Below are 24,238 nucleotides of genomic sequence, written 5' to 3'. Positions count from 1 at the left end.
GCGTCAGCAAAGGGCAATGCTACCCGCACGGACGGTCCCCTGCCGCTCCGCCGGACGGTCGGCGCGAGCTCCGCCCGACGGGCCGGGCTCAAACGGTCAGCAGGGCATGGACCGGGCGCGGCGCCAGCCGCTCCCGCGCGCCCAGGAAGCCGATCTCCAGCAGAACGGTGAAGCCCGTGACCGTCCCGCCGGCCCGCTCGACGAGGTCCAGCGTCGCCTCGGCGGTGCCGCCGGTAGCCAGCACGTCGTCGACGACCAGCACCCGGTGGCCGGCGGTGAAGGCGTCCTCGTGCACCTCCAGGGTGGCCTCGCCGTACTCGAGCGCGTACGACACCGAGTGCGCCGGGCGGGGCAGCTTGCCGGCCTTGCGCACCGGCACCACGCCCACCCCGGCCGCGTACGCGACAGCCGCCGCGACGACGAAGCCGCGCGCCTCGATGCCCACCACCACGTCGAAGCCGTCCCGCCCGTGGTACGCGACGATCCCGTCGACGACCTCGCGGAACGCCTTGCCGTCGGCGAACAGCGGCATCAGGTCCTTGAACAGGACACCGGGCTTGGGGAAGTCCGGCACGTCCAGCACCCGGCTGGCCACCAACCGGGCGGCCTCCGGGCCGCTGTCCCCGCGCGCCGCGGTGCTGTGGGTCTCCGTCACGGTTGTTCGTTTCCCTTCCCACGACGACGGCGTCCGGCATGCTGCTCGCACCGCAGGCCGGACGCCGTTCGGGCGTTTCCTCCCGGGTCGACCCCGGGGCCGGTCAGCGCCGCTTGGCGCCGCCGGGCCGGTTACCGCCGCCGCCGGGGCGACCGCCCCGGGCGCCGGTCGGCCGCTTGCCCGCCGGCCGCGCGCCCACCTTCGGGGCGGCGCCGGCCAGCGCGGCGGAGTCGGGGTCGAGCGGCGCGTCGGCCACCTCGCCCTCGACCGGGGCCGCAGCACCCTTGCCGGGGACCTCGCCACGGCCCGGCGTGCCCCGACGGGCCTGCACCCGCTTGTTGTGCGCCTGGATGCGGGGGTCGTAGTTCTTCAGCAGCGCCAGCAGCGGCGTCGCCACCAGGATGGAGGTCAGGAACGCCACCGCCATACCCACGAACAGCACCAGGCCGAGGTCCTTCAGCGTTCCGGCGCCGAGCAGGCCCGCACCGATGAAGAGCAGACCACCGACGGGCAGCAGGGCCACCACCGAGGTGTTCAGCGACCGCATGAGGCTCTGGTTGACGGCCAGGTTGGCCGCCTCGCCGTACGTCATGTTGTTGTTGGCGGTGATGCCGCGGGTGTTCTCCTGCACCTTGTCGAAGACCACCACCACGTCGTAGAGCGCGAAGCCCAGAATCGTGAGGAAACCGATGATCGTCGACGGGGTGACCTCGAAGCCGACAAGCGAGTAGATGCCGGCGGTGAGGATCAGGTTGGTGAACAGCGACGCCACCGCGGCGACCGCCATCCGCCACTCGAAGCGCAGGATCAGGTAGACCATCACCAGCGCGATGAAGATGACCAGACCGAGCACGGCCCGCGAGGTGACCTGGCTGCCCCACGCCTCGCTGACCTGGTTGCCGCTGATCTGGTCGGCGCTGATGCCGAACCGCTTGGCGATGTCGGCCTTGACGGCGGTGGCCTGCTCCGCGCTGAGCTGACCGGTACGCAGCTCGTAGGTGTCGCCGCCCGTGCCACCGACCTTCTGCGCCGTCACCACCTCGGCGCCGCCGCCCTCGGCCGCGAGCGCGGCGTCCACCTGCTCCTCGGCCTGGTTCAGGGTGCCGACGCTGGCTGGCACCTGGAACGAGTTGCCGCCGGCGAACTCGATGCCGAGGCTGAACCCGCGGATCGAGACGCTCAGGATCGCGATCAGGATCAGGATCCCGGCGACGCCGAACCAGAGCTTGCGCCGGCCGACGACGTTGAGACCGGCCTCGCCGTTGTAGAGGCGGCTCGCCAGACCGTTCTGAGCCATCTCAGGCCTCCTTGGCGCGCGGGTTGCGGGGCTGAGTCTGCTGGTTGCGGGCCGGAAGCGCCCGGCCCAGGCCGCTGACCCGCGGGGACAGGAACGCCCGGGTCCGGGCGAACATCGTCATGATCGGGTGCCGGAAGAGGAAGACCACGACCAGGTCCAGCACCGTGGCCAGGCCGAGGGCGAACGCGAAGCCCTTGACCGTGCCGACCGAGACCACGTAGAGCACCACAGCGGAGAGCAGGGTGATCGCGTTGGCCGAGATGATCGTCCGGCGGGCGCGGACCCAGGCGCGGGGCACCGCGCTGCGCGGGCTGCGCCCCTCCCGGATCTCGTCCTTGAGTCGCTCGAAGTAGATGACGAACGAGTCCGCCGCCACACCGAGCGAGACGATCATGCCGGCGATGCCGGCGAGGGTGAGCGTGAAGCCGATCTGCCGGCCGAGCACCACAAGCGCGCCGAAGACGAGCAGCGCGGAGAGGATCAGGCTCAGGAAGATCACCGAGCCGAGCAGCCGGTAGTAGAAGAACGCGTAGATGATGACCAGCAGCATGCCGATGCCGGCCGCGAGCAGACCGGCCCGCAGGTGGCTGGCCCCCAGGGTCGCGGTGACGTTCTGCGACTCCTGCGCCTTGAAGGTCACCGGCAGCGCGCCGTAGCGGAGCTGGCCGGCGAGTGCGCTGGCGTCCTTCTGGTTGAAGTTGCCGGTGATCTGGGAGTTGCCGGTCAGCACGCCCTGGATCTCCGGGGAGGAGACGATCTCGTTGTCCAGGACGACTGCCACCCGGCACTTGCCGTCCTGACCGAGCGCGCTGGCGTCGCAGGCCTGGCCCTCGTTGTTGAACGCCTCACGGGTCAACGCGGTCCACTTGCTCTGGCCGTCACCGGTGAAGTCGAGGCTGACCACCCAGGCGTTGGTCTGGTCGAGCACCGCGTCGGCGTCGTCCACGTCGGTGCCGAGGACCTTGGCCTGGTCGAGCAGGTACTTCGAGGCGCCGCCCTCGCAGGACACGACCTGCTGCTTCGGGTCGGAGATCGACGCCGGGGGACGCTTGTCGAGCTGGGCGCACCCGATCGTCGGCACGTTGAACTGCATCTGCGCCGGCAACACGGCGACCTCTTGCGGCGACAGCGCGCTGAACGGCTTGAGCTTGTCGCCCAGCGACGGGTCGGCGCTCAGGTCGGCGGGGGCCTGCAGACCGCTGGCGGCCTGCCAGGCGGCGGCGCCGACCTTCTGCTCGACGGCCTTGCGCTGCTCCTCGACGCTCGCCGGCACCGGCTCGGCGCTGGCGCTCGCCGACGGCGCGGGGGCACTCGCCGAGGCCGAGGGGGTCGGCGTGGCAGGCGTGGCACTGGCGGACGGCGCGGGCGCCATCCCGCCCTGTCCACCACTGGCCGACGGGCTCACCTTCGGCGCGGCGCTGCCGGACGGGGTCGCCGAGGGGGCGCCGGACGGGGTGACGCTGCCCGGCGGAGCCGCCGTGGCGGCCGGCGGCGCGGCGGCCGTCCCGCTGCCGTCGGCGGCCTTGAGCACCTTGCGGAAGCGCAGCTCGGCGGCGCTGCCCACCTCGTCGAGGTTCCGGTTCTCACCGGGCAGGGAGATGACGATGTTCCGGTTGCCCTCGGTGACCACCTCGGCCTCGGCCACGCCGAGGCCGTTGACCCGGTTCTCGATGATCTGCCGGGCCTCCTCAAGGTTCTCGGCAGTCGGGGGCTTGCCGTCGACGTTGTTTGTCGCCTCCAGCGTCATCCGGGTGCCGCCGATCAGGTCCAGGCCGAGCTTGGGCTCCAGCCGGTCCTTGAAGCTGCCGCTGGCGCCGCCCGAGAAGAACACCAAAAGATAGAGGACGACGAAGATGAACCCGAGCACGGCGAGCTGCCGGCCGGGTCGCATCTGTCCCTGAGGTGGTGCCACGGTTGTCCTGTCTCCCTGTACGGTCGCGCCGCTGCGCGCGGCGGCGGCGAGTGTCGGGCCGGGGGTCCCGGCCAACGGGTCTGACCTGGCCGACGGGGGTGCCGGCGCGCTGGCCGGACACGCCGGCGTGGGACGCCGACGGTCACGGGAACGTGCCGACGCCCGGCGTCGACCCAACTATCCAGTTTTCACGTCGCGTCCGCTGCCCCGTCGGGCGGGGCGGCCCCCGGTCTCCGGTCGCCTGGCCGTACGCCAGAACCGTCGCCCGGCGGGCGGAGTCAGTCCTTGACGGTGTCCGCGTCCTCGGTGACCGGCTCGCTCGGCAGCTCCGCGCGGGTGACCACCCGGGCGATGGCCGGCCGGGCGTAGCGGGTCTGGACGCCCGGAGCGATCTCGAGCAGCACGGCGTCGTCCTCGACGCCGGTGACCGTGCCATAGAGCCCGCCGATGGTGACAACCTCGTCGCCCGGGCCCAGCGCGGACTGCATGGCCTCCGCATCGCGGCGACGCTTCTGCTGCGGACGGATCATCATGAAGTACATGACGCCGAAGAGCAGGACGATCATCAGGATCGGCGTGAAGCCGCCGGCCCCACCACCCGCTGCAAGGTATTGCACGGTTACTGCCTTCCCATTGGCCACCAGCCACGGCACGGGAGTGCCGGAGCGGAGGCGGATTCTCACATCCTGTACAGACCGCGGCGAAGTCTAATCCCTGCACCTGAGAACACCGAATGCGGCACAGATCACGTTCACATCACGGCTGATCGGTGTCCAGGGAGAACAGATCGGGCGCAGACGGGACATCCATCCCAAATGTACCATTCGGCGGAGTACGCCCCAGGTGCCGCCAGGCAGCCTCCGTTGCCACCCGGCCCCGCGGGGTACGAGCCAGCAGACCGGCGCGCACCAGGAACGGCTCACAGACCTCCTCGACCGTGTCCGGCTGCTCCCCCACCGCCACGGCGAGCGTGGACAACCCGACCGGGCCGCCCCGGAACGAGTCCACCAGCGCGGTCAGCACCGCCCGGTCCAGCCGGTCCAGGCCCAGCGCGTCGACGTCGTATACCGTCAGGGCCTTGCGGGCGGTGCCCAGGGTGACCACACCGTCGGCCCGGACCTCCGCGTAGTCGCGGACCCGGCGTAGCAGCCGGTTGGCGATCCGGGGGGTGCCCCGGGACCGGCCGGCGATCTCCGCCGCGCCGTCGGCGGTGATCGGCACCCCGAGGATGCGCGCCGAACGGTGCAGCAGCGTCTCCAGGTCCGCCGGGGCGTAGAAGTCGAGGTGCGCGACGAAGCCGAACCGGTCCCGCATGGGCCCGGTCAACAGACCCGAGCGGGTGGTCGCGCCGACCAGGGTGAACGGCTCGACGTCCAGCGGGATCGCGGTGGCGCCCGGCCCCTTGCCGACCACCACGTCGACCCGGAAGTCCTCCATCGCGCTGTAGAGCAGTTCCTCCGCGGGCCGCGCGATCCGATGGATCTCGTCGATGAAGAGCACGTCGCCCTCGGCGAGGCTGGTCAGGATCGCTGCGAGGTCGCCGGAACGCTCGATCGCCGGGCCGCTGGTCACGCGGATGCCGGCGCCCAGCTCCGCGGCGACGATGTTGGCCAGGCTCGTCTTGCCCAGCCCGGGAGGCCCGGAGAGCAGGATGTGATCCGGCGGCGACCCCCGCCGCATGGCGCCCTGCAACAGCAGGTCGAGCTGATCGCGCACCCGGTCCTGGGCGATGAACTCGGCCAGCCGCCGGGGCCGCACGGTGGCCTCCACGTCCCGGTCGGCATCGCTGACGTACGCCGAGACGAGCCCGTCGGTGTCGCTCACCGTGCCGCCCCCCGTCGCCCCTGGGCGGTCATCGGGTACGACCCAGCAGGCGGATGGCCTGCTTGAGCAGGACCGGCACGGGCGGCGTGGCGCCGTCGATGGTCTCCGCCACGGCGGCCACCGCCTGGTCGGCCTGCCCGGCCGTCCAACCCAGACCGATCAGCGCCTGCCGCACCTGATCGGGCCACGCGCCGGCGGTCACGCCGCCCACCCCGTCGGCGCCGATCGACACCGGGCCGATCCGGTCCCGCAACTCCAGCACCAGGCGCTCGGCGCCCTTCTTGCCGATCCCGGGCACCCGGGTCAGCGCGGCGGTGTCGGCGTTGGCGATGGCCTTTCGCACCGCGTCCGGCGTGTGCACGGCCAGCACCGCCTGGGCCAGCCGTGGGCCGACCCCGCTGGCGGTTTGCAGCAGCTCGAACAGCGCCTTGGCGTCGTCGTCGGCGAAACCGTAGAGGGTCAGCGAATCCTCCCGGACCACCAGGCTGGTGGCCAGCCGCGCCGGCTGCCCCACCCGCAGGTCGGCGAGGGTCCCCGGGGCGCAGTGCACGGCCAGGCCGACACCGCCGACCTCGATCACGGCCAGATCCGGGCCTGTCGCGGTCACCGTGCCGCGCACGCTGGCGATCATCGTGCTCCTCCTCGTCGTGCCCGATCGGCCGCGGCGGCCAGCTTGGAACGGGTGCCGCCGCGCCACACGTGGCAGATGGCCAGGGCGAGAGCGTCGGCGGCGTCGGCCGGTTTCGGTGGCTCGTCCAGCCGCAGCAGCCGGGTCACCATGGCGGTCACCTGCGCCTTGTCGGCCTGACCGGAACCGGTCACCGCCGCCTTCACCTCGCTGGGGGTGTACGTCTGCACCGGCAGCCCCGCCCGCGCCCCGGCCAGCACGGCGATGCCGCTGGCCTGGGCGGTGCCCATCACCGTCCGGACGTTGTGCTGGCTGAACACCCGCTCGACGGCGACGCTCTCCGGCTGGTGCTCGGCGACCAGTTTGGTCAGCGACCGGTCCAGGTGCAGCAGGCGCAGCGGCAGGTCGTCGGCCGGGTCGGTGTAGACCACGTAGTACGCGATGAGCGTGCACGGCCGGCCGGGCACGCCCTCGACGACGCCCACCCCGCACCGCGTCAACCCCGGGTCTACCCCCAGCACCCGCACGCCGCCCCCTCCCCCAGCCGTCAGCAGTACGTGTGTTCGACACCCTAACCGGCCCCCTTCCCACCAGCCCCACGGGACACGCCCTCCCCCACCCCACGCCCCCTGACGACCCGCGCCCCGCGCCCTGCGCCCTGCGCCAAGATCTACGCAACTTCCCGGAAGTTGCTGCCTCCGACGCTCGGGAGACAGCAACATCCCTGATACTGCGCGGATCTTGACGACGATCACCCGCCCGACCGGCCGGGAGGGGGTTGCGGCACCGCAGCCGTCAAGGTCGTGCTCGATCCAGGATGTAGTGGTCACGAGACGCCGGGAGACCACTACATCCTGGTTGTTGCGCGATCTTCCGGCGCGGCGCGGCAGCGCGGGGTGGGGCGCGGCGGCGGGACATGGCCACACAGCATTGGCACCGAGTATGTGTCGCTGCCCCATGTGCCGCAGGGCACACAGCTCGTAACTTCTTGCGCCATGACGGCAGAACCCGTGGCGGTCCCCCACGTCGTACAGCTCGACCTCTCCGGTCGGACCGCCCTGGTCACCGGGGGCGGCAGCGGCATCGGGCGGGCCTGTGCCCTGCGGTTGGGCGCGGCCGGCGCCACGGTGCTCGTGGTGGACCGCAACCTGGAGGCGGCCAAGGCGGTGGCCGCCGAGGCCGGCGGACGCGCCGAGGGAGTGGACCTGGCCGACGCGGCGGCCGTGGACGCGCTCGACGTGGACGTGGACATCGTGGTGAACAACGCCGGCCTCCAGCACGTGGCGCCGCTGCAGGACTTTCCCGTCGAACGTTTCGAGTACATCCAGCGGGTGATGGTGGAGGCGCCGTTCCTGCTGATCCGTCGCGCGTTGCCGCACATGTACGCCCGCGGCTGGGGCCGGATCGTCAACATCTCGTCGGTGCACGGCCTGCGCGCCTCGCCGTACAAGGCGGCCTACGTCTCGGCGAAGCACGCCCTCGAAGGGCTGTCGAAGGTGGTGGCGCTGGAGGGTGCCGCGAACGGGGTGACCGCGAACTGCATCAACCCGGCGTACGTACGAACAGCCCTGGTGGAGAGCCAGATCGCCGATCAGGCGGCCAGCCACGGCATCGGCGAGGCCGAGGTGATCGAGAAGGTCATGCTGGCGCGGGCCGCCATCAAGCGGCTGATCGAGCCGGAGGAGGTCGCCGAACTGTTGGCGTACCTCTGTTCGCCGCCGGCGGCCTTCATCACGGGCGCGTCGATCGCGCTCGACGGGGGCTGGACGGCCAACTAGTGGGCCTGAGCACAATGTCGACCATGTCGTCGCCGGTGGAGTTCCTCGAACTGCTCGCTCGCGAGGCCGCCGCGGTGGAGTTCGAGGGCCCGTTGGTGGCCGCGCGCGCCGCCGGGATGCCCGCCGACCGGCTGGCCGAGCTGGAGCAGGCCAAGACGGTGGCGCTGCGGGTCCGCGCGCTGCTGGAGCGCCGCCGCCGTCGGGAGACCGAGCTGTCCGGCCTGTACGACACGGTCAGCGACCTGGCGGGGCTACGCGACCTGGACGACGTGCTGCGGGCGATCGTGCACCGGGCCCGTAACCTGCTCGGCGCGGACGTGGCGTACATGACGCTCAACGACGACGAGCGCGGCGACACGTACATGCGGGTGACCGACGGGTCGGTTTCGGCCCGCTTCCAGCGGCTGCGGCTGCCGATGGGCGCCGGCCTCGGTGGCCTGGTCGCCCAGTCCGGCGCCCCGTACGTGACGGCCAACTACGGCGAGGACGCGCGCTTTCACCACACCGGGGAGATCGACGCGGGCGTGGGCGAGGAGGGCCTGGTGGCGATCCTCGGGGTGCCGCTGCGGCTCGGCTCCACCTCGATCGGGGTGCTCTACTCGGCCAACCGCTCGGCCCGGCCGTTCGCCCGCGAGGAAGTGGCGCTGCTGGTCTCCCTGGCCGCGCACGCGGCGGTGGCGATCGACACGGCCCGGCTGCTGGCCGAGACCCGCTCGGCGTTGGCCGAGTTGTCGGCGGCGAACACCACCATCCGGGCGCACAGCAGCTCGGTGGAGCGGGCCGCGGCAGCGCATGACCGGATGACGGCGCTGGTGCTGCGCGGCGGCGGGGTGGAGGACGTGGCCGCGGCGGTGACCGAGGTGCTGGGCGGGGCGTTGCTGGCGTTGGACGCCGAGGGCCGGTTGCTGGCCCGGGTCGGCGAGATCGACGAGCCGGACCGGGCGAACATCGTCGAGGCGGTGGCCGCCTCGCGTACGGAGGGACGCAGCGTGCGCCGCGGCCCGCTCTGGTACGCGGCGGTGGTGGCCGGTGCGGAGAACCTGGGCGCGCTGGTGCTGCGGCCCGATGACGAGTTGGTCGACGCCGACCAGCGGATCCTGGAGCGGGCCGCGCTGGTGACCGCGCTGCTGCTGCTGTTCCGCCGGACGGTGGCCGAGGCGGAGGGGCGCGTCCGTGGCGAATTGCTGGACGATCTGATCGCCCGGCCGCTGCGCGACACCGACGCGCTGCGCAGCCGTGCCCGCCGGCTCGGTGTGGACCTGGACGCGCCGCACGTGCTGGTGGCGGTGGGCGACGACGCGATCGCGGCGACCGGCTCGGCGCGGCAGCGGGTGCTCTCCTGGGCCACCACGTACGCCTCGGCGCGCGGTGGGCTGGCCGCGGCGCGCGACGGTCGGGTGGTCCTGATGCTGCCGGGCCAGGATGCCGGTGGCAGCGCCCGCGCGGTGGCCCGGGACCTGTCGCGGGTGACGGGCCGGCCGGTGACGGCCGGGGCGAGCGGCCCGTCGACCGGGCCGGGGACGTTGGCGGGGACGTTCCACGAGGCGGACCGTTGTCTCACGGCGCTGGGCGCGCTGGGCCGCGCCGGTCAGGGCGCCAGCACTGCGGAGCTGGGCTTCGTCGGTCTGCTGCTGGGCACTGTCGGTGACCGGGGTGAGCGGGACGTGGCCCAGTTCCTCACCGCCACGGTCGGGCCGGTGGTCGACTACGACGCCCGGCGCGGGACGGCGCTGGTGAAGACGCTGGAGGCGTACTTCGGGGTGGGCGGCAGCCTGGCCCGGGCGGCCGAGCAGTTGCACGTGCACGTCAACACGGTGACCCAGCGGTTGGAGCGGGTGGGGCAGCTGCTCGGCGCGGACTGGCAGCGCCCCGAGCGGGCGTTGGAGGTGCAGTTGGCGCTGCGCCTGCACCGCCTGCGCGCCCCGGCGGGCTGAACCCGCCGGGGGCACGCGGTCGGGTCAGCGAGCGCGGATGCCGTCGAGGACGGTGTCGACGACCTGCGCCGGAAGCTTCCGGCCGTCCAGGTCCGGGTTCCACTGAAGGACGCGTTGGATCAGCATCGGCCCGGTGAGCAGCGCCATGGTCACCTCGACGTCGATGTCGGGCCGTAGCAGCCCTTCCTCGATGCCGCGCCGCAGCACCTCGCGCATGAGCTGCCGCCGGGGCGCGATGATGTTCTGGTAGAGCTGGAACTGGTCCGGGCTGCGGTTCACCGCCGGCACCAGACACGGCATGATCTTCGACGCGCGGGGGTCGGCGTTCTGCCCGATCGCGCCGACCAGCAGGAGCAGGTCGTCGCGGACGGAGTCGCCGGCCGGCTGCGGCATGACGCCCTTGAGCCGGCGCAGCGCGTCCAGCAGCAACGCGTCCTTGCCGGCCCAGCGGCGGTAGATGGTGGCCTTGCCGACGCCGGCGCGGGTGGCGATCGCCTCGATCGAGAGCGCCTCGATGGTGCTGCCCTCGGCGAGCAGGTCGAGGGTCGCCTCGATGATCGCCTCGTCGGCGCGGATGCTCCGCGGTCGCCCGGGCGACCGCGGAGCATCGGCGGTGGACGTCATGTCCGACATTGTCGCCGAACCTAGGCCGTGCCGGCCAACTCGGGCTCGGCGGCGGGGGCCGCCGACGCCGGAGCCAGGGCCTCGCGACCCGGCATCCACCGCAGCACCACGAGCATGCCCAGGGCCGCGACGATCGCGGACAGCGCCGCCGCCCAGTGCATGGCGGTGACGAAGGCGTCGTTGGCCGCCGAGATCAGCGTCGGCGCCGCCGGACCGAGCTGGCCGGCAGCCGCGTACGCCCCGGAGATCGACTCGTTGGCCGCGTCCTGTGCCTGCGCGGGCAGGCCGGTCAGCGCGTCGCCCACGTCACTGCGGTAGACCGCGGAGAGCACCGACCCGAGGACCGCCACGCCGAGCGCGCCGGCCACCTGGCGGACGGTGTTGCTCACCGCGGAGCCCACGCCGGCCTTCTCGCGGGGCAGCGCCGACATGATGGACTCGGTTGCCGGCGGCATGATGTTGGCCATCCCGACGCCCTGGATGAAGAAGACGACAAGCACGATCCAGATCGGGGTGGACGCCCCGATGAAGGCGAACGCGGCAAGCGCCACCACGGTCAGCCCCAGCCCCACGGCGGCGACCGCCCGGCCGCCGTAGCGGCGGACCATCGCGGCGCTGCGCGGCGCGAAGATCAGCTGGGCGCCGGCGAAGGGCAGGAAGAGCAGACCGGTCTGCAGCGGGCTGTAGTCGCGGACCAACTGCAGGTAGAACGAGCTGAAGAACATCACGCCCATCGCGGCGAAGAACACCAGGCCGACGATCGCGACCGGCGCGGCGAAGCGCGGCACCTTGAACAGCCGGACGTCCAGCGACGGGTGGTCGGAACGGAGCTCGTGCCGCACGAACCAGGCCAGCACGGCGAGGCCCACCAGGATCGAGCCCCAGGCCACCGGACGGTCGAAGCCGTGCTCGCCACCGTCGATGATGCCGTAGGAGAGGGCGACCAGGCCGACAACGGAGAGCAGGACGCCGAGCAGGTCGACGCGGCCGGGGCGCGGGTCACGCGACTCGGGGACGAGCAGCGCCACCAGGATCACGCCGGCGACGACCACCGGGACGTTGATCAGGAAGACCGAGCCCCACCAGAAGTGCTCCAGCAGCGTGCCGCCGAGGATCGGGCCGATCGCCACGGCGAGGCCGACCGCGCCGGCCCAGACGCCGATGGCCCGGCCGCGCTCACGCGGGTCGAACACGTTGGAGATGATCGAGAGCGTCACCGGCATGATGGCCGCGCCGCCGACCCCCATCAGGGCGCGGGCCGCGATGAGCTGCGCGGGGCTGTCAGCGTACGCGGAGAGCAGCGACGCCAGGCCGAACAGCGCCAGCCCGATCATCAGAAAGCGCTTGCGGCCGGCGCGGTCGCCGAGCACCCCGAAGGTGAACAGCAGCCCGGCGAAGACAAGCGTGTAGGAGTTGATGGACCACTCGAGCTCGCCCTGGCTGGCTCCGAGGCCGTGGACCGGGTCGGCCAGGGTGCGCAGGGCGACGTTGAGGATCGTGTTGTCGAGGACGACGACGAGGAGGCTGATCACCAGCACCCCCAGGATCGCCCACCTCCTCGGGTGTCCCGTGTTCTCGTGCAGTTCCATGCCCGGTTCTCCCCCCGGTTGCACCCGTCACGCAATACGATACGGGCCAGACTCGTAACGCGAACAGCCTACGGGCGGGCATTAACGATACGGAACCGATCCGTATCGTATGTGGTGCGCATCACGTCTGGTCCGCACCCCGATCGGGGGACACGACGTCGGCCCGAGACGCACCCGCCGAGGTTCAGCGGGGTCGCGTGGTGTCCAGGCAGGCGGCGACGGCGTCCGGCAGCGCGTCCAGGTGGATCGCCGGCGCGGCGAGCGGCTCGATCCAACCCGGCCCCGCGCCGTACACCCGCAGGCGCGGGAAGTCCCGGGCGAAGCGCACCAGACGGTACGCGCGGCCGGTGACCGGCGTCTGCGACCAGAGCACGACGGTGTGCGGGCGGGCCTGGTAAACCGCATTTGTCAACGCGGTCCAGGGCAGCGCGGGGCCGAGGTGAAGGCAGCCGCGCCCCTGTTCCCGCAGGGCGGCGGCGAGCGCGTGCAGGCCGAGGCTGTGCGCCTCCTGCTCGGCGCCGGCCAGCAGCACACCGCCGGTGGGCAGTGACCGGCCCGGCTCGCGCCGGTGCACGTCCAGCCCCACCCGGACGCCCTCGGAGAGGGCATGCTCGACGGCGATCTCGGCGGCCGTACGCCCCGAGAGCCTCGCCAGCAGCGGCCGGCACACCTGCTCCCACAGCGCCGGCACGCCCCACTCGTCGGCCAACTCCAGCATCAACGTGGCGACACGGTTACCGTCCAGGTCCTCGGCCGCCAAGAAGACACCCTTGTGCGCGGTCTGTACGGCGTCGGCCGGAATCGGATGGGTCAGCACCAGACGTACCCCCGGGTAGGCGTTCTCTACCCGGGGGTTCGTTGAAACGACGCACGGTGGATGCGCCGTCGCGGGATTTGCCGGCAACTGCGTGACGCACCCGCAGCCCACCGACGACGCCGGCCGGCGCCCCCGTCGAGGCGCCGGCCGAGCGTTTGTGCGTCCTTCAGCGCCGCCGGCACAGTCAGCGCGTGGGCCCCGATGTCAGCGCGTGGTCCGCAATTGGCGCATCGAGTCGTTGAGCTGCCGCTTCATCCAGCGAGCGGCGGGCCGTTCGATGAACCGGTGGATCAGCCAGGCGGCGATCAGCAGAGCGGCGATCAGCGTGGTGATCAGCAACCACGGCGACAGGTGGTCCTGGAGCCGGTCGATGACGGCGAGCCCGACCGTCTGGTGAATGAGGTACAGCGGGTAGGTCATGGCACCGGCCGTCGCGACCCAGCCCCACTTCACCCAGGAGAAGAAGTTGAGAGCGACCGCTGCCATCACCACGACGAAGGCTGTCACGATGACGGCCGTCGGCGCGAAGGCGACGTCGCGGGCCTGGGCCAGGCTGGGCAGCCGGGTCAGCGCGATCAGCAAGGAGAGGCCGACGATCGACCACAGCAGCAGGTTCGGGCCGAACCGGTAGATGAGGTAGAGGGCGATGCCCGCGATGAAGTAGCTGGAGTAGCCAGCCGCCACGACGGCGCTGAACCACGCGCTGCCGAACTTGGGCACGACCAGCGAGGCGACGGTCCAGATGGCGCAGAAGGCGACCACACCGCGGTAGGTCAGGCCGCGCGCCACGAGGATGGCGAAAAGGAGGTAGAAGATCATCTCGACGGTGAGCGTCCAGTACGACAGGTCGAGGTGCCGGATGCCGAGGAACTCCTGCATCATCGTCAGGTTGCCCACCACGTCGCGGAGCTTGAGGTCGACACCCCTCGGCACGGCCACGAGCACGGCGGCGGCCACCAGGACAGCGAACCAGTAAGCGGGGTAGAGCCGGACGACGCGGGAGACGAAGAAGTCACCGACGGAGCGTCCCCAGGCGCTCATGCAGATGACGAAGCCGCTGATGATGAAGAAGAGCTGCACGCCGAGGAAGCCGTACTTGGAGACGGAGTGCAGCAGCCCGAAGTGGGACGCGGCGGAGGGCTGCCACGCACCGACCTTGTCACCGATGAGGTGGTACGCGACGACCATGAGCGCAGCGCCGAGGCGCAGTCCGTCGAGGACCAGCAGGCGCGGCCGCCGCCCGCCCGCCGCCCGCTCGACGGCCGGCGCCACCACGCCGGCCTGCTGGGGCAGGTCCGCTCGTTGACCAGCCCGCATCGGCTCGGTGGTCTGCGCTGCGACCGCGTGCTCGTCCATCGCCTGCGTCATCGACGTCTCCTGGTGTTCGCGGCGGTTCCGTGCCGCTGTCGCCGTAGGGAATTGATCATGGGTTTGCGGTGCCGACGGCCGGCAGGACCGTCCGTTCCGCACGCGACCGCCAGTACAGCCACAACGCGGCGAGCGTGAAGAGCACCAGCGTCGTCGACACGTAGGGATCAACCGCGAACCGCTGGGCCAGCCCGTCAAACCGGTTAGCCTGCCAGATCAGGCCGCGCGGGGAGAGTCCGCCGTAATAGGGGCCCGGCCACATGAGAAACGGCGCGATCGCGGCTATCGCGACGATGCCGGCGACCAGACGTGCCGCGCCGTGTGAGCGGCGCGCTACGTCGATCAACACCACCGCCATCGGGCCGATCCAGAGCCAGTAGTGCGACCAACTGATGGGCGAGATGAGCAGCATGGTGAAGCCGACGACGACCATGGCCATCGCTTCCTCGCCGTGCCGCTGAAGCGCGGTGGCAAGGGCGAGGCCACCGACCAGCACGACCGCGACGGAGAGCATCCACCAGACGGTGTTCTGCTGGTCGGTTTCGAGCAGTCGGGCGGTGAACCCCTGCAGGGACTGGTTGCCGCCGTACCGCGGGCCGGAGGACATCAGCACCCGGTGCGAGTCGAACGCCCGCCCGGTCAGCCAGTAGTCGTACGAGCCGCCCGGCTGGATGATCGCGCCCAGCAGCGTGAGCCCGGCGAAGGTGCCGGTCGCGACGATGGCGGCCCGGATTCGCCGGGTGAGCAGCAGGTAGACCACGAAGAGTCCGGGCAGCAGCTTGGTCGCGGTTGCGACGCCGATGCCGACGCCCTTGAACCGGCTCCGGCCGGGCAGGGCGAGGTCCGCCACGACCAGCAGCAGCACGAAGATGTTGATCTGGCCGAGGTCCAGGTTGCGCTGCAGCGGCTCGGTCCAGAGCAGCACCGCGCCGACGGCGGCGACGAGACCGAGCCGGCCCCGGGTGCCCTCGTAGCCGAGCATCCTGGTGGTGAACCACAGGGCGAGGAACATCGCTGCGATACCCACGATGTTCATGACGGTGAGCGCGGTCCGCGGATCGAGCAGCGTCAGCGGCGTCAGGAACGGCAGGGTGATCGGCGGATAGGTGTACGGAAGGGCGAGCGTCGTGTACCCGAGCTGGTAGACGGGCTGCCCATCGAGGAACGCGTGGGCGGCCCCGAGGTACATGTTGAAGTCCGTCCCCCGGAACGGGCGGTCGCGCACGAAAGCGCCGTACGCCGCGAGCGAGATGGCCAGCAGGGCCAGGCCCGGGAGGAGGAGCCAGTTCGGCAGGGGGGTCCGCGGGGGCGCGGCGTGATCGGCCGGTACGTCGGTGGCGAGCCGACGGATGCGCTCTATGGTCATAGTGGGCTGGATGGTAGTCGGGTCGCCGCCCCCGTGGGTAACGACCCCTCGCGCCTTCGACGACCACCGTGTCCAAAAAGTTACGATCGGTTGCACCGCTGGCCGAGAGGGCTGCAAACTCCCTGGCAGGAGCGCATGACCGGCCTGGCGGCGAAGAGGCCGAGCCGGCGACCCGGGCTCGTCGCCCAGGCCACCGACGCACGCCAGAGCTATCCGCGGCGGGTGACGGCCAGGCGCCGGGCCAGGTCGGCCACGGTCCCCCAGATGCCGCGCCGGAACAGCACCACGACAAGGACGAAGATCCCGCCGGTCACCAGGCCGATCGCCTCGAACCCGGAGAACGACAACCAGTCCTCCAGCCGGACCACGATGCCGGCGCCGAGCACCCCGCCCCAGAGCGTGCCGATCCCGCCGAGCACCACCACGATGACCGCCTTGCCGGAGGTGGTCCAGTGCAGCACGTCCAGCGAGACGAACCGGTGGCCGACCGCGAACAGCCCGCCGCCCAGCCCGGCGATGAACCCGGAGAGCACGAACGCGGTGAGCTTGTAGCGGTGCACGGGGTAGCCCAGCGCACGGGCGCGGGCCGGGTTGTCCCGGATGCCGACGAGCACCCGGCCGAACGGCGAGTGCACGATCCGCCAGGCGGCGGCCAGGCCGAGCAGCACGATCGGCAGGATCGCGTAGTAGAAGTAGTAGTCGTCGGTCAGGTCCAGCCCGAAGAACGAACGGGGCACGCCCTGCAGGCCGTTCTCCCCCTGGGTCACCGAGCGCCACTCGTTGGCCACGTAGTAGACCATCTGCGCGAAGGCCAAGGTCACCATCGCGAAGTAGATGCCGGTGCGCTTGACCGCCAGGTAGCCGATCGGCACGGCCAGCAGAGCCGCGGCGAGCGCACCGGCCAGCACGGCGAGGGGGAACGGCAGGCCGGCGTGGATGGCCACCAACCCCGTGACGTACGCCGAGGTGCCCCAGAACGCGGCGTGCCCGAAGGACATCAGCCCGGTGAAGCCCAGCAGCAGGTCCACCGCGACGGCGAACAGCGCCCAGCAGAGGATGTCCACCGCGACCGCCGGATAGAGGCCGTTGGGCAGCCACGCCGCGACGGCCAGTCCGACGGCGAGCAGCGCGTACCGCACCCAGCCGGGAGCCCGGGCCACGGCGATCAACCCGGACGGCGGCGTCGTACGGGACGCGTCGGCGGCAGTGTCCACGGTGCTGGTCATGCGGGAGCCTCCTCACGACCGAACAGGCCGGCCGGGCGCCAGAGCAGCACGCCGGCCATCACGACGAAGACGATGGTCTGCGAGACGATCGGGAAGGCGGACAGGTACGCCTCACCCCACGCCTGCACGAGGCCGATACCGAAACCGGCGGCGACCGAACCGAAGATCGAGCCCAGCCCGCCGATCACGACCACCGCGAAGACCACGATGATCAGGTCGGCCCCCATCAGCGGGTTGACCGCGCGCATCGGAGCGGCCAGCACGCCGGCGAGACCGGCCAGCCCGATCCCGAAGCCGAAGACCGGTGTCACCCACCGCCCGACGTCGATGCCGAAGGCGCGGGTCAGGTCGGGCCGCTCGGTGGACGCCCGGACCACCATCCCGATCCGGGTGCGGGTGAGCACCCACCACACCGCGACGCAGAGCAGCACCGCGAAGCCGAGGATGAACACCCGGTAGGTCGGGAAGTCGAAGAGCCCGAAGTTGACCGACCCGCTCAACAGCGACGGGGTCTCGTACGGGCTGGACTGCACGCCGTAGCGCAACTTCACCAGATCCTGCAGGATCAGCGTCAGGCCGAAGGTGAGCAGGAAGTTGTAGAGCGGGTCGAGCTTCGTCAGCCGGTGGATAACGGCGCGCTCCAACGCCATGCCGAGCAGACCCAGCCCCACCGGCATGATCACCAGGGCCGCCCAGAACGGCACTCCCACCTCGGTGAGCAGCACGTACGCGCCGAACGCGCCGAGCATGTAGAACGCGCCGTGCGCGAAGTTGACCACCCGCAGCATGCCGAAGATGACGGCGAGCCCGAGGGCGAGCAGGGCGTAGAACGCCCCGCTCACCAGCCCGTTGAACGTGTTCTGCGCGAAGCCGCTCACAGCCAGCCGCTCACAGCTTGCAGTCCGCCGAGGGCGCGCGGAACGCCTCCGCGGCGGGGATCGTCTTGAGCACCTTGACGTAGTCCCACGGCTCGGTGACCTCGGCCTGCGGCTTGACCTGGGCCAGGTACGCGTCGTGCACCACCCGGTGGTCCTCGGCGCGGATCTTGCCGTTGCGCAGGAAGACGTCCTCGATGGTCTTACCCTCCAGGCCCTTGACCACGGCGTCCGCGTCGTCGGTGCCGGCGGCCTGCACCGCCTCCAGGTACTGCAACGCCGCCGAGTAGTTGGCGGCGTGCGCGAAGGTGGGCCGCGTGCCGGCCTTCTGCTGGAACCGGTCGGCGAACTCCCGGTTCTTCGCGTCGAAGTTCCAGTACCAGGCGTCGGTGTACGTGGTGCCGGCCAGCGCGGCCGGGGTGAGCGAGTGGATGTCGGTGAGGAACATCAGCCCCACCGCGAGGCCGACGCCCTTGTCGCGCAGCTTGAACTCGTTGTACTGCTTCACCACGTTGACCAGCTCAGCGCCGGCCTGCATGGTGCCGAGCACGTCCGGCTTCGGGTTCAGCGTCGGCGCCTTGAGCAGGAAGGTGGAGAAGTCGCCGCTGGTGTTCGGGAACGGTGCGCCGTCCCTGCCGACGACAGTCCCACCGGCCGCCGTGATCGCGGTGGAGAAGCTCTTCTCCATGTCCTGACCGAAGGCGTAGTTCGGGTAGAGGATGTACCAGTTCTTGCCGATCTGCTCGGTGGTGGTCTTCCCGGTGCCGTTGGCCAGCATGTACGTGTCGTAGGCGTAGTGGAAGGTGTACCTGTTGCAGCTCTTGCCGGTCAGGTCGGTCGTCGCCGCGCCGATGTTGAAGTAGAGCTTCTTCTTCTCCTTGGCCACGTCGGCGACCTTCAGCGCGGCCGACGAGGTGGGCACGTCCAGGATGAGGTCGACGCCCTTGCGGTCGTACATCTCCTGGGCCTTGGAGTTGGCCACGTCCGGCTTGTTCTGGTGGTCGGCGGTCTCCACGGTGATGTTCCTGGTCACCGCCTTGTCGCCGTACTTCGCGGTGAAGTCGGCGATGGCCATCTCCACAGCCGTCACCGAGTTCTTGCCGGACAACTCCGAGTACGCCCCGGACTGGTCGTTGAGCACGCCCAGCACGATCTTGTCGCCGGTCAGCTTCTGATCGCCGCCCGCCTGGGGTCCACCGCCGCCGCAACCGGCGACCAGCAGCACCGCGGCCGACGCCGCGGCCACACCCACCGTCCTGCGCATGCCCACTCCATCCATGCCGCGCACCGTCGCGCGGCTCGTCGTTGGAAAGAATCAGATCCCGAGGTACGCGAGCAGCTCGCGTTCGCGCGAGCGCACCTCGGAGTTGTCCATCGCCTCGGCGACACGTCCCTCGGCCAGCAGGTAGTGCCGGTCGGCGACGCCGGTGGCGAAGTGCAGGTTCTGCTCGACGAGCAGCACGGTCACCCCGTGCCGCTTGGCCTCGCGCAGCAGGTCGCCGACCTGCCGCACCAGCAGCGGTGACAACCCCTCGGTGGGCTCGTCGCAGAGCAGCAGCCGGGCGCCCATGCGCAGCACCCGGGCCAGCGCGAGCATCTGCTGCTCGCCGCCGGAGAGCATGGTGGCCGCCGAGTCGCGCCGGGTGTACAGGGCGGGGAACGCCTCGTACACCCGTTCCAGCGGCCACGGGTCGGGGCCGACGGTCGGGGGCAGGGTGAGGTTCTCGGTGACGGTCAGGGTGGCGTAGCTGCCCCGGTCGTCGGGCACCCAGCCCAGCCCGAGGCGGGCCCGCCGGTGCGCGGGCAGCCTGGTGATGTCCCGCCCGTCCAGCTCCACCGTGCCGCGCTGGCCGGCGTGTAGCCCCATCACACAGCGCAGCAGGGTGGACTTGCCGGCGCCGTTGCGGCCCACCAGGGTGACCACCTCGCCGGCGGCGACCTCCAGGCCGACCTCCCGCAGCACCTGCGCCTCGCCGTAGAACGCGGAGAGGTTGTCAATGCGCAGCATCGGCGGCTCCCAGATAGGCGGTGATCACGCGCTCGTCGGCGCGGACCTGCTCGTACGGGCCCTCGACGAGGACCGTGCCGGCCTGTAGGACGGTGACGGTGTCGGCGAGCCGGCCGACCACGCTCATGTTGTGCTCGACCAGCACCACGGTCCGGCCCGCGCGGATCCGGCTGATCAGCTCGACGGTGCGGTCGACGTCCTCCAGGCCCATCCCCGCGGTCGGCTCGTCGAGCAGGAGCACCTTCGGGTCCAGCGCGAGAGCGATGGCCAGCTCCAGGGCCCGCTTTCGGCCGTACGCCAGCGCCGCCGACGGCGCCTGCGCCAGCTCGGCCAACCTCACCTCGGCCAGCAGCTCGTCGGCCCGTTCGGTGTAGCGGTCCAGCAGCTTCGCCGAACGCCAGAACCGCCAGCCCAGCCCGCTGGAGGACTGCAACGCCAGCGCGACGTGCTCGCGGGCGGACAGTTGCGGAAAGAGGCTGGTGATCTGGAACGAACGGGCCATGCCGAGCCGGGCGACCCGCTCCGGCGGCAGCCCCGTGATGTCCCGCCCGGCCAACTCGATCCGCCCGCCGCTGGGCGTGAGGAACCCGGTGAGCAGGTTGAACAGAGTGGTCTTGCCGGCGCCGTTGGGGCCGACGAGCGCGTGCACGCTCTCCGGGGCGACGTCCAGGTCGACCTCGTCGACCGCCCGGAAGCCCCGGAAGTCCCGGGTCAGCCCGCGGGCCGACAGGAGCGCTTGCCCGGCCATCGCCTCATCCTCCGCACGGTCGCGGCGACGGTCGATTCGGTGACCGTGGTCACAGGGCCGTCGCGTGGAGGAAACCTACGACCGGCCCCGCGAGTCGAACCATGTCGATGGACTCCACATTCGGCGAGCAGGGGACGTACGCGAACCCCACTCCCCTGTCCGGCCGACTTGACCCAACCTCCTAGGTTGATGATCCACACAGCCCAGCGGAAGGTCCCCACTCCATGCCCGTCGGCTTCACCATGGCGATCGTCTTCGCCGTCGCCCTGGCGGTCAGCGCCGTCCTGGCACTCGTCGCCCCCGCGCGGCCCCTGAAGCGGATGGCCGCCCTCGCGACGCTCGTCTTTCTCGCCCTCACCCTGCTGGTCGGTGTCACCTCCAGCGCCCACTCGGTGCCCATCCGCTCGGTCGGCATCGTCACCAGCTTCGGCAAGCCCACCGGCAAGGTGACCGGCTCCGGCCTGAAGTGGGTCGCCCCCTGGCAGAAGGTCGGCGAGTGGGACGCCGGCCGGCAGAAGTACGACCACATCGGTGGCAACAACTGCGTGCGCGTCCGCACCGGCACGCTCGCCGACGCCTGCGTCGAGGTGCTCATCGAGTGGCAGGTCAGGCCGGAGAACGCGCCGAAGCAGTTCATGGACTACAAGGGAGACTTCGACAGCTTCCGGGGCCAGCGGGTGGGTGTGCAGCTCGACAGCGCGGTCAACGACGCCTTCGCCGCGTACAACCCGCTGGAGAAGATCGACGCGCGGACCGGTGACCTCAACGTCGACCTGAAGCCGTTCGCGGCGAACATCAAGACCAGCGCGGACACCCGCCTCGCCAGTGACGTGGACATCCTCTCGGTGACCATCACGCGGGTGAACCACGACGACAAGACCGAGGGCAACATCAAGGCGTTCCAGGACAAGCTCGCCCAGACCCGCAACCTGGAGCAGGACCGCAAGAACGCCGAGATCTCCAAGCAGATCACCGAGACCAACGCGAAGGTCGACAAGGTCACCCGCTGCCTGGAGATCGCCGAGAAGAACGGCGCCAACCCGGGTCTGTGCATCAACCCGGGCATCGTCACCGGCAAGTGAGAAGAAGCCGGCCCACCCGTGGCGGGTGGGCCGGCGGCACGCTGGTGGATGCTCGGCTCACCAGGACGGCTCGTCCGCCCGGACGTGCCGCAGCGAGTACGCGGCGTCGGTGAAGGCGCCGCCCTGCCGGGCGGCGGGGTCGACCGGGTCGCGCGAACCGGGCACTCCGTCGGCGAAAACCTCCGCGTCGTCCACCGGCAGATAGCCGAGCCGCGCCTCGGCCGTGGTGTCCCAGAACGGGCACCCGATCGACCAGGACGAGGCGGCGCACCTCGTCGCGCAGGTGACGGCAGACCGCCGAACCAATGCGACCGGCGGCACCCGTGACGACGACAGTGCCCAGACGTGAACCCATGACGCCATCCTGCCGACCCGCACCGACAGGATCGCCTGTGCGGGGTGACCATCGGACGGCCGCCCTCGCCCCGGGCCGGTCGAGCGGGTCAGCCCGGCCGGCTGGCGCCGGCGCGCTCCCACTGGCGGGGAGCGCTGATCGTGGCCCAGCTCGCGCCGAACGTCATCCGGCGCAGCGGTGACGCGACGCCGCAGAGGCTGAACCAGCCACGGGTCAGACCCACGGCGACCGGGTTGCTCATCATGCCCTGGCGCAGGGTCCTCATGGCCAGGTCGACGCTGTGGAATCCGTACTCGCGCATCTCGGCCTCGTATCCGCCGATCGCGTCCAGCAGCGGCAGGTGGCCGCCGTCGGCCAGCGACAACTGGCGGGTGAGCAGGGCGGCGTCGCGCAGCGCGGTGTTGGCGCCGTTTCCGCCGGCCGGCGGCATCCCGTGCACGGCGTCGCCGAGCACGGTGACCCGCGAGGGCGCCCAGGGCGCCGGACGGTCGGACGCCTGGAAGGGGAACGCGCTCACATCGCCCGGTGGGCACCTGTCGATCAGGTGGCGGAGCGCTGGATGCCAGTGGGTGATGAGCCCGGCGACGTACGCCTTCAACTGGGGGCCATCGAGGCGCTCCGGACGCGACGGGAACAGGTCGTTGCGGGCGACGAACGCGCACAGCAGGTAGTCGTCCCCCACCGGCTTTTGGCGTTCGAACACCGACGTGAACAAAAAGTACGGCGCACCGGTCACGATGAGGTTCATGCCCTCGGCCAGCCGGGCGGGCAACCAGGCCCGGGTGTCGTCGTTCAGCGGCAGCTTGAGCCCGACGCCGACCGCGCCGGCGTCTCGCGCAGTGGCGGTCGGCAGGTACTGCGCCCGCACCCGGGAGTTGATCCCGTCGGCACCGACCAGGACGTCGCAGGTGGCGGCCGTCCCGTCGGCGAAGCGCGCGGTGGGGCGACCGTCAGCGGCGAGCTCGTACCGCTCGAATGCCTTGTCGTAGTGGACGACGTCGTCGAGTCCGTCGAGGAGAACCCCACGCAGCGTGTGACGGTCGACCGGATAGGCCCGTTCGGCGGGGTCGGGATCGTCGGGATACATGACCGAGTCCTCCACGAGCACCAGCGTGCGCAGGTCCGTGCCCAGGAAGCCGAAACCGCCGCCGGGCCGGCCCGCGGTGTCGGTGAACGCCTGCCAGTGCGGGTCGGGCAGGCAGGCACGCAGCGACCGGCTGCCCGCCGGGTTGATCGCGAGCCGGTAGCGGTCCACCCGGTCGTCGCGGCGTCGGTCCCGCTCGTACACGGCGACGCTGATGCCGTGTCTACGCAGACCCTGGGCGAGGGCGAGGCCGCCAATGCCCCCGCCGACGATCAGCACGTCAGTCATGGGTGCGGCTCTCTGGTGCGAAGAGGTCGCAGAGTTGGTTGACTACCGACTCGGCCTTGTCGGGCCGCAGACGAATGCCTTTGACGGTGGCGATCACCAGCTCGACGCTGACGGCGACGTCGAGGTTCACCGACCAGACGTGTCGCGCGACGCCCTCGGTGAAGATCGCCGCGAGCGCGTCCCGCCAACCCTGTTCGTCGCGTTCGATGTCGGCCCCGGTGGACTCGTCACGTCGAGCCCGAAGATCGAGCTCGTCCAGCACGATGAACAACTCGGGCCGTTGCGCGACAGCGGTGGCGATCTCGCTGAGGTGTTGCCGTAAGCGGGCTGCGGGTTCCAGGTCGTTGTGCATCGTCGCCTCGAATTGGCTGGTCACGTGCTCGAGCACTGCGGCGATCAGGTCGGCCTTGGTCCGGAAGTAGTGGTGCAGGGTGGAGTGGTCGATGCCGGCCGCGGCGGCGATCGGCCGCAACCGGAACCCCTCGAAGCCCTCCTCGGCGATCGCCGAGAACGCCGCGTGAATGAGCGCCTGCCGGCGATCGAGCCGTTCGGTCATCCTTCCACCATCCCCCCAACCAAGCGGTTGGTTGATAGTCCAGCATCTGTGTGTCACGCTGTCAACCACGTGGTTGATGGAGACCCTTCCCGTCCGGGTCGGACGAGCCGCACATCGCCCGGCGCAGCGATCAGGGCTGGTCGGTCCCGAAAACGGTTGAGCGTCGGGTCGTCGACCAGCGAAGCTGCTGCGTGTGACTGATGCTTCCGAGCGTGCAGCGACGC

Annotated in this window: 23 protein-coding genes; 3 read left to right on the top strand and 20 right to left on the bottom strand. The window is 71.1% G+C overall.

The features are described from left to right. Positions 1-88: 88 nt before the first annotated feature. The 7 genes from AB0B97_RS27400 to ruvC form a co-directional block, all read right to left on the bottom strand. Positions 89-655: an adenine phosphoribosyltransferase gene (locus tag AB0B97_RS27400; RefSeq protein ID WP_234583500.1), complete on the bottom strand. Its 567-nt coding sequence runs from the start codon at positions 653-655 to the stop codon at positions 89-91. A 103-nt stretch (positions 656-758) separates the two neighbouring features. After that, positions 759-1,952: a protein translocase subunit SecF gene (gene secF, locus AB0B97_RS27395; protein ID WP_357497642.1), complete on the bottom strand. Its 1,194-nt coding sequence runs from the start codon at positions 1,950-1,952 to the stop codon at positions 759-761. A 1-nt stretch (position 1,953) separates the two neighbouring features. Then, positions 1,954-3,864 (bottom strand): protein translocase subunit SecD, encoded by a 1,911-nt coding sequence (secD, locus tag AB0B97_RS27390; protein WP_234583502.1) that lies wholly within the window; start codon positions 3,862-3,864, stop codon positions 1,954-1,956. A 278-nt stretch (positions 3,865-4,142) separates the two neighbouring features. Next, on the bottom strand, positions 4,143-4,481 hold the full coding sequence (gene yajC, locus AB0B97_RS27385) for a preprotein translocase subunit YajC (RefSeq protein ID WP_308195356.1): 339 nt from the start codon (positions 4,479-4,481) through the stop codon (positions 4,143-4,145). A 139-nt stretch (positions 4,482-4,620) separates the two neighbouring features. Next, the gene (gene ruvB, locus AB0B97_RS27380; RefSeq protein WP_234583503.1) at positions 4,621-5,688 is read right to left on the bottom strand and encodes a Holliday junction branch migration DNA helicase RuvB; all 1,068 of its coding nucleotides are present in this window, start codon (positions 5,686-5,688) and stop codon (positions 4,621-4,623) included. A 28-nt stretch (positions 5,689-5,716) separates the two neighbouring features. Further along, complete coding sequence (gene ruvA, locus AB0B97_RS27375; RefSeq protein ID WP_234583504.1) at positions 5,717-6,319, bottom strand: Holliday junction branch migration protein RuvA; 603 nt, start codon at positions 6,317-6,319, stop codon at positions 5,717-5,719. Continuing rightward, positions 6,316-6,843 (bottom strand): crossover junction endodeoxyribonuclease RuvC, encoded by a 528-nt coding sequence (ruvC, locus tag AB0B97_RS27370; RefSeq protein WP_234583505.1) that lies wholly within the window; start codon positions 6,841-6,843, stop codon positions 6,316-6,318. Before ruvC ends, ruvA begins: the two co-directional genes overlap by 4 nt. 468 nt (positions 6,844-7,311) lie before the next feature. Here ruvC and AB0B97_RS27365 point away from each other — a divergent pair, with 468 nt between their 5' ends. Further along, a complete protein-coding gene (locus AB0B97_RS27365; protein ID WP_357497638.1) occupies positions 7,312-8,094 on the top strand; it encodes a 3-hydroxybutyrate dehydrogenase in 783 nt (260 codons plus the stop codon). 14 nt (positions 8,095-8,108) lie between these two features. After that, positions 8,109-10,028 carry a helix-turn-helix domain-containing protein gene (locus AB0B97_RS27360; protein ID WP_357497636.1) on the top strand — a complete coding sequence of 640 codons (1,920 nt, stop codon included), beginning with the start codon at positions 8,109-8,111 and terminating at the stop codon, positions 10,026-10,028. Between the two features lie 24 nt (positions 10,029-10,052). On the opposite strand, the gene AB0B97_RS27355 is transcribed toward AB0B97_RS27360, so the two are convergent. The 10 genes from AB0B97_RS27355 to AB0B97_RS27310 form a co-directional block, all read right to left on the bottom strand. Continuing rightward, on the bottom strand, positions 10,053-10,661 hold the full coding sequence (locus AB0B97_RS27355) for a TetR/AcrR family transcriptional regulator (protein WP_357497634.1): 609 nt from the start codon (positions 10,659-10,661) through the stop codon (positions 10,053-10,055). An 11-nt stretch (positions 10,662-10,672) separates the two neighbouring features. Beyond that, positions 10,673-12,241 (bottom strand): MFS transporter, encoded by a 1,569-nt coding sequence (locus AB0B97_RS27350; RefSeq protein ID WP_357497632.1) that lies wholly within the window; start codon positions 12,239-12,241, stop codon positions 10,673-10,675. A gap of 184 nt (positions 12,242-12,425) precedes the next feature. Next, complete coding sequence (locus AB0B97_RS27345; RefSeq protein ID WP_357497630.1) at positions 12,426-13,058, bottom strand: transcriptional regulator; 633 nt, start codon at positions 13,056-13,058, stop codon at positions 12,426-12,428. Positions 13,059-13,262: 204 nt separating this feature from the next. Then, a complete protein-coding gene (locus AB0B97_RS27340; RefSeq protein ID WP_234583511.1) occupies positions 13,263-14,426 on the bottom strand; it encodes an acyltransferase in 1,164 nt (387 codons plus the stop codon). A gap of 55 nt (positions 14,427-14,481) precedes the next feature. Then, entirely contained in the window at positions 14,482-15,792 is a 1,311-nt protein-coding gene (locus tag AB0B97_RS27335) for a glycosyltransferase 87 family protein (protein ID WP_357497628.1), read from the bottom strand. Positions 15,793-16,001: 209 nt separating this feature from the next. After that, the gene (locus AB0B97_RS27330) at positions 16,002-17,018 is read right to left on the bottom strand and encodes a branched-chain amino acid ABC transporter permease (protein ID WP_357497626.1); all 1,017 of its coding nucleotides are present in this window, start codon (positions 17,016-17,018) and stop codon (positions 16,002-16,004) included. Then, positions 17,015-17,896 (bottom strand): branched-chain amino acid ABC transporter permease, encoded by an 882-nt coding sequence (locus AB0B97_RS27325; RefSeq protein ID WP_357497624.1) that lies wholly within the window; start codon positions 17,894-17,896, stop codon positions 17,015-17,017. The genes AB0B97_RS27330 and AB0B97_RS27325 overlap by 4 nt, the downstream gene beginning before the upstream one ends. 10 nt (positions 17,897-17,906) lie before the next feature. Continuing rightward, a complete protein-coding gene (locus tag AB0B97_RS27320; protein WP_357497622.1) occupies positions 17,907-19,157 on the bottom strand; it encodes an ABC transporter substrate-binding protein in 1,251 nt (416 codons plus the stop codon). A 51-nt stretch (positions 19,158-19,208) separates the two neighbouring features. After that, positions 19,209-19,901 carry an ABC transporter ATP-binding protein gene (locus tag AB0B97_RS27315; protein WP_357497620.1) on the bottom strand — a complete coding sequence of 231 codons (693 nt, stop codon included), beginning with the start codon at positions 19,899-19,901 and terminating at the stop codon, positions 19,209-19,211. Continuing rightward, positions 19,888-20,649: an ABC transporter ATP-binding protein gene (locus AB0B97_RS27310; protein ID WP_234583517.1), complete on the bottom strand. Its 762-nt coding sequence runs from the start codon at positions 20,647-20,649 to the stop codon at positions 19,888-19,890. Before AB0B97_RS27310 ends, AB0B97_RS27315 begins: the two co-directional genes overlap by 14 nt. Before the next feature lie 224 nt (positions 20,650-20,873). On the opposite strand from AB0B97_RS27310, the gene AB0B97_RS27305 reads away from it, so the two are divergent. Continuing rightward, positions 20,874-21,731, top strand: coding sequence for an SPFH domain-containing protein (locus AB0B97_RS27305; protein ID WP_234583518.1), 858 nt, complete (start codon positions 20,874-20,876; stop codon positions 21,729-21,731). 57 nt (positions 21,732-21,788) lie between these two features. Here the strand turns inward: AB0B97_RS27305 and AB0B97_RS27300 are convergent, their stop codons facing one another. The 3 genes from AB0B97_RS27300 to AB0B97_RS27290 all read right to left on the bottom strand — a co-directional run bounded on the left by AB0B97_RS27300 (position 21,789) and on the right by AB0B97_RS27290 (position 24,014). Next, the gene (locus AB0B97_RS27300) at positions 21,789-22,094 is read right to left on the bottom strand and encodes a hypothetical protein (protein WP_357497617.1); all 306 of its coding nucleotides are present in this window, start codon (positions 22,092-22,094) and stop codon (positions 21,789-21,791) included. Between the two features lie 80 nt (positions 22,095-22,174). Next, positions 22,175-23,458 carry an FAD-dependent monooxygenase gene (locus AB0B97_RS27295; RefSeq protein ID WP_357497615.1) on the bottom strand — a complete coding sequence of 428 codons (1,284 nt, stop codon included), beginning with the start codon at positions 23,456-23,458 and terminating at the stop codon, positions 22,175-22,177. Further along, positions 23,451-24,014: a TetR/AcrR family transcriptional regulator gene (locus tag AB0B97_RS27290; RefSeq protein ID WP_357497613.1), complete on the bottom strand. Its 564-nt coding sequence runs from the start codon at positions 24,012-24,014 to the stop codon at positions 23,451-23,453. Before AB0B97_RS27290 ends, AB0B97_RS27295 begins: the two co-directional genes overlap by 8 nt. Between the last annotated feature and the right edge of the window lie 224 nt (positions 24,015-24,238).

Source organism: Micromonospora sp. NPDC049004 (genome assembly GCF_040649315.1).
Lineage (GTDB): Bacteria > Actinomycetota > Actinomycetes > Mycobacteriales > Micromonosporaceae > Micromonospora.
This window is presented reverse-complemented; position numbering and strand designations above follow the sequence as displayed.

Excerpts from the sequence above, each read along its gene's own strand:
- ruvA (WP_234583504.1), bottom strand. The coding sequence starts at position 6,319 with ATGATCGCCAGCGTGCGCGGCACGGTGACCGCGACAGGCCCGGATCTG.
- AB0B97_RS27315 (WP_357497620.1), bottom strand. The coding sequence starts at position 19,901 with ATGCTGCGCATTGACAACCTCTCCGCGTTCTACGGCGAGGCGCAGGTG.
- AB0B97_RS27295 (WP_357497615.1), bottom strand. The coding sequence starts at position 23,458 with ATGACTGACGTGCTGATCGTCGGCGGGGGCATTGGCGGCCTCGCCCTC.
- AB0B97_RS27335 (WP_357497628.1), bottom strand. The coding sequence starts at position 15,792 with ATGACCATAGAGCGCATCCGTCGGCTCGCCACCGACGTACCGGCCGAT.
- AB0B97_RS27305 (WP_234583518.1), top strand. The coding sequence starts at position 20,874 with ATGCCCGTCGGCTTCACCATGGCGATCGTCTTCGCCGTCGCCCTGGCG.
- AB0B97_RS27320 (WP_357497622.1), bottom strand. The coding sequence starts at position 19,157 with ATGCGCAGGACGGTGGGTGTGGCCGCGGCGTCGGCCGCGGTGCTGCTG.
- AB0B97_RS27310 (WP_234583517.1), bottom strand. The coding sequence starts at position 20,649 with ATGGCCGGGCAAGCGCTCCTGTCGGCCCGCGGGCTGACCCGGGACTTC.
- AB0B97_RS27360 (WP_357497636.1), top strand. The coding sequence starts at position 8,109 with ATGTCGACCATGTCGTCGCCGGTGGAGTTCCTCGAACTGCTCGCTCGC.
- secF (WP_357497642.1), bottom strand. The coding sequence starts at position 1,952 with ATGGCTCAGAACGGTCTGGCGAGCCGCCTCTACAACGGCGAGGCCGGT.
- AB0B97_RS27330 (WP_357497626.1), bottom strand. The coding sequence starts at position 17,018 with ATGACCAGCACCGTGGACACTGCCGCCGACGCGTCCCGTACGACGCCG.
- AB0B97_RS27365 (WP_357497638.1), top strand. The coding sequence starts at position 7,312 with ATGACGGCAGAACCCGTGGCGGTCCCCCACGTCGTACAGCTCGACCTC.
- AB0B97_RS27340 (WP_234583511.1), bottom strand. The coding sequence starts at position 14,426 with ATGACGCAGGCGATGGACGAGCACGCGGTCGCAGCGCAGACCACCGAG.
- AB0B97_RS27300 (WP_357497617.1), bottom strand. The coding sequence starts at position 22,094 with ATGGCGTCATGGGTTCACGTCTGGGCACTGTCGTCGTCACGGGTGCCG.
- AB0B97_RS27350 (WP_357497632.1), bottom strand. The coding sequence starts at position 12,241 with ATGGAACTGCACGAGAACACGGGACACCCGAGGAGGTGGGCGATCCTG.
- AB0B97_RS27355 (WP_357497634.1), bottom strand. The coding sequence starts at position 10,661 with ATGTCGGACATGACGTCCACCGCCGATGCTCCGCGGTCGCCCGGGCGA.
- AB0B97_RS27290 (WP_357497613.1), bottom strand. The coding sequence starts at position 24,014 with ATGACCGAACGGCTCGATCGCCGGCAGGCGCTCATTCACGCGGCGTTC.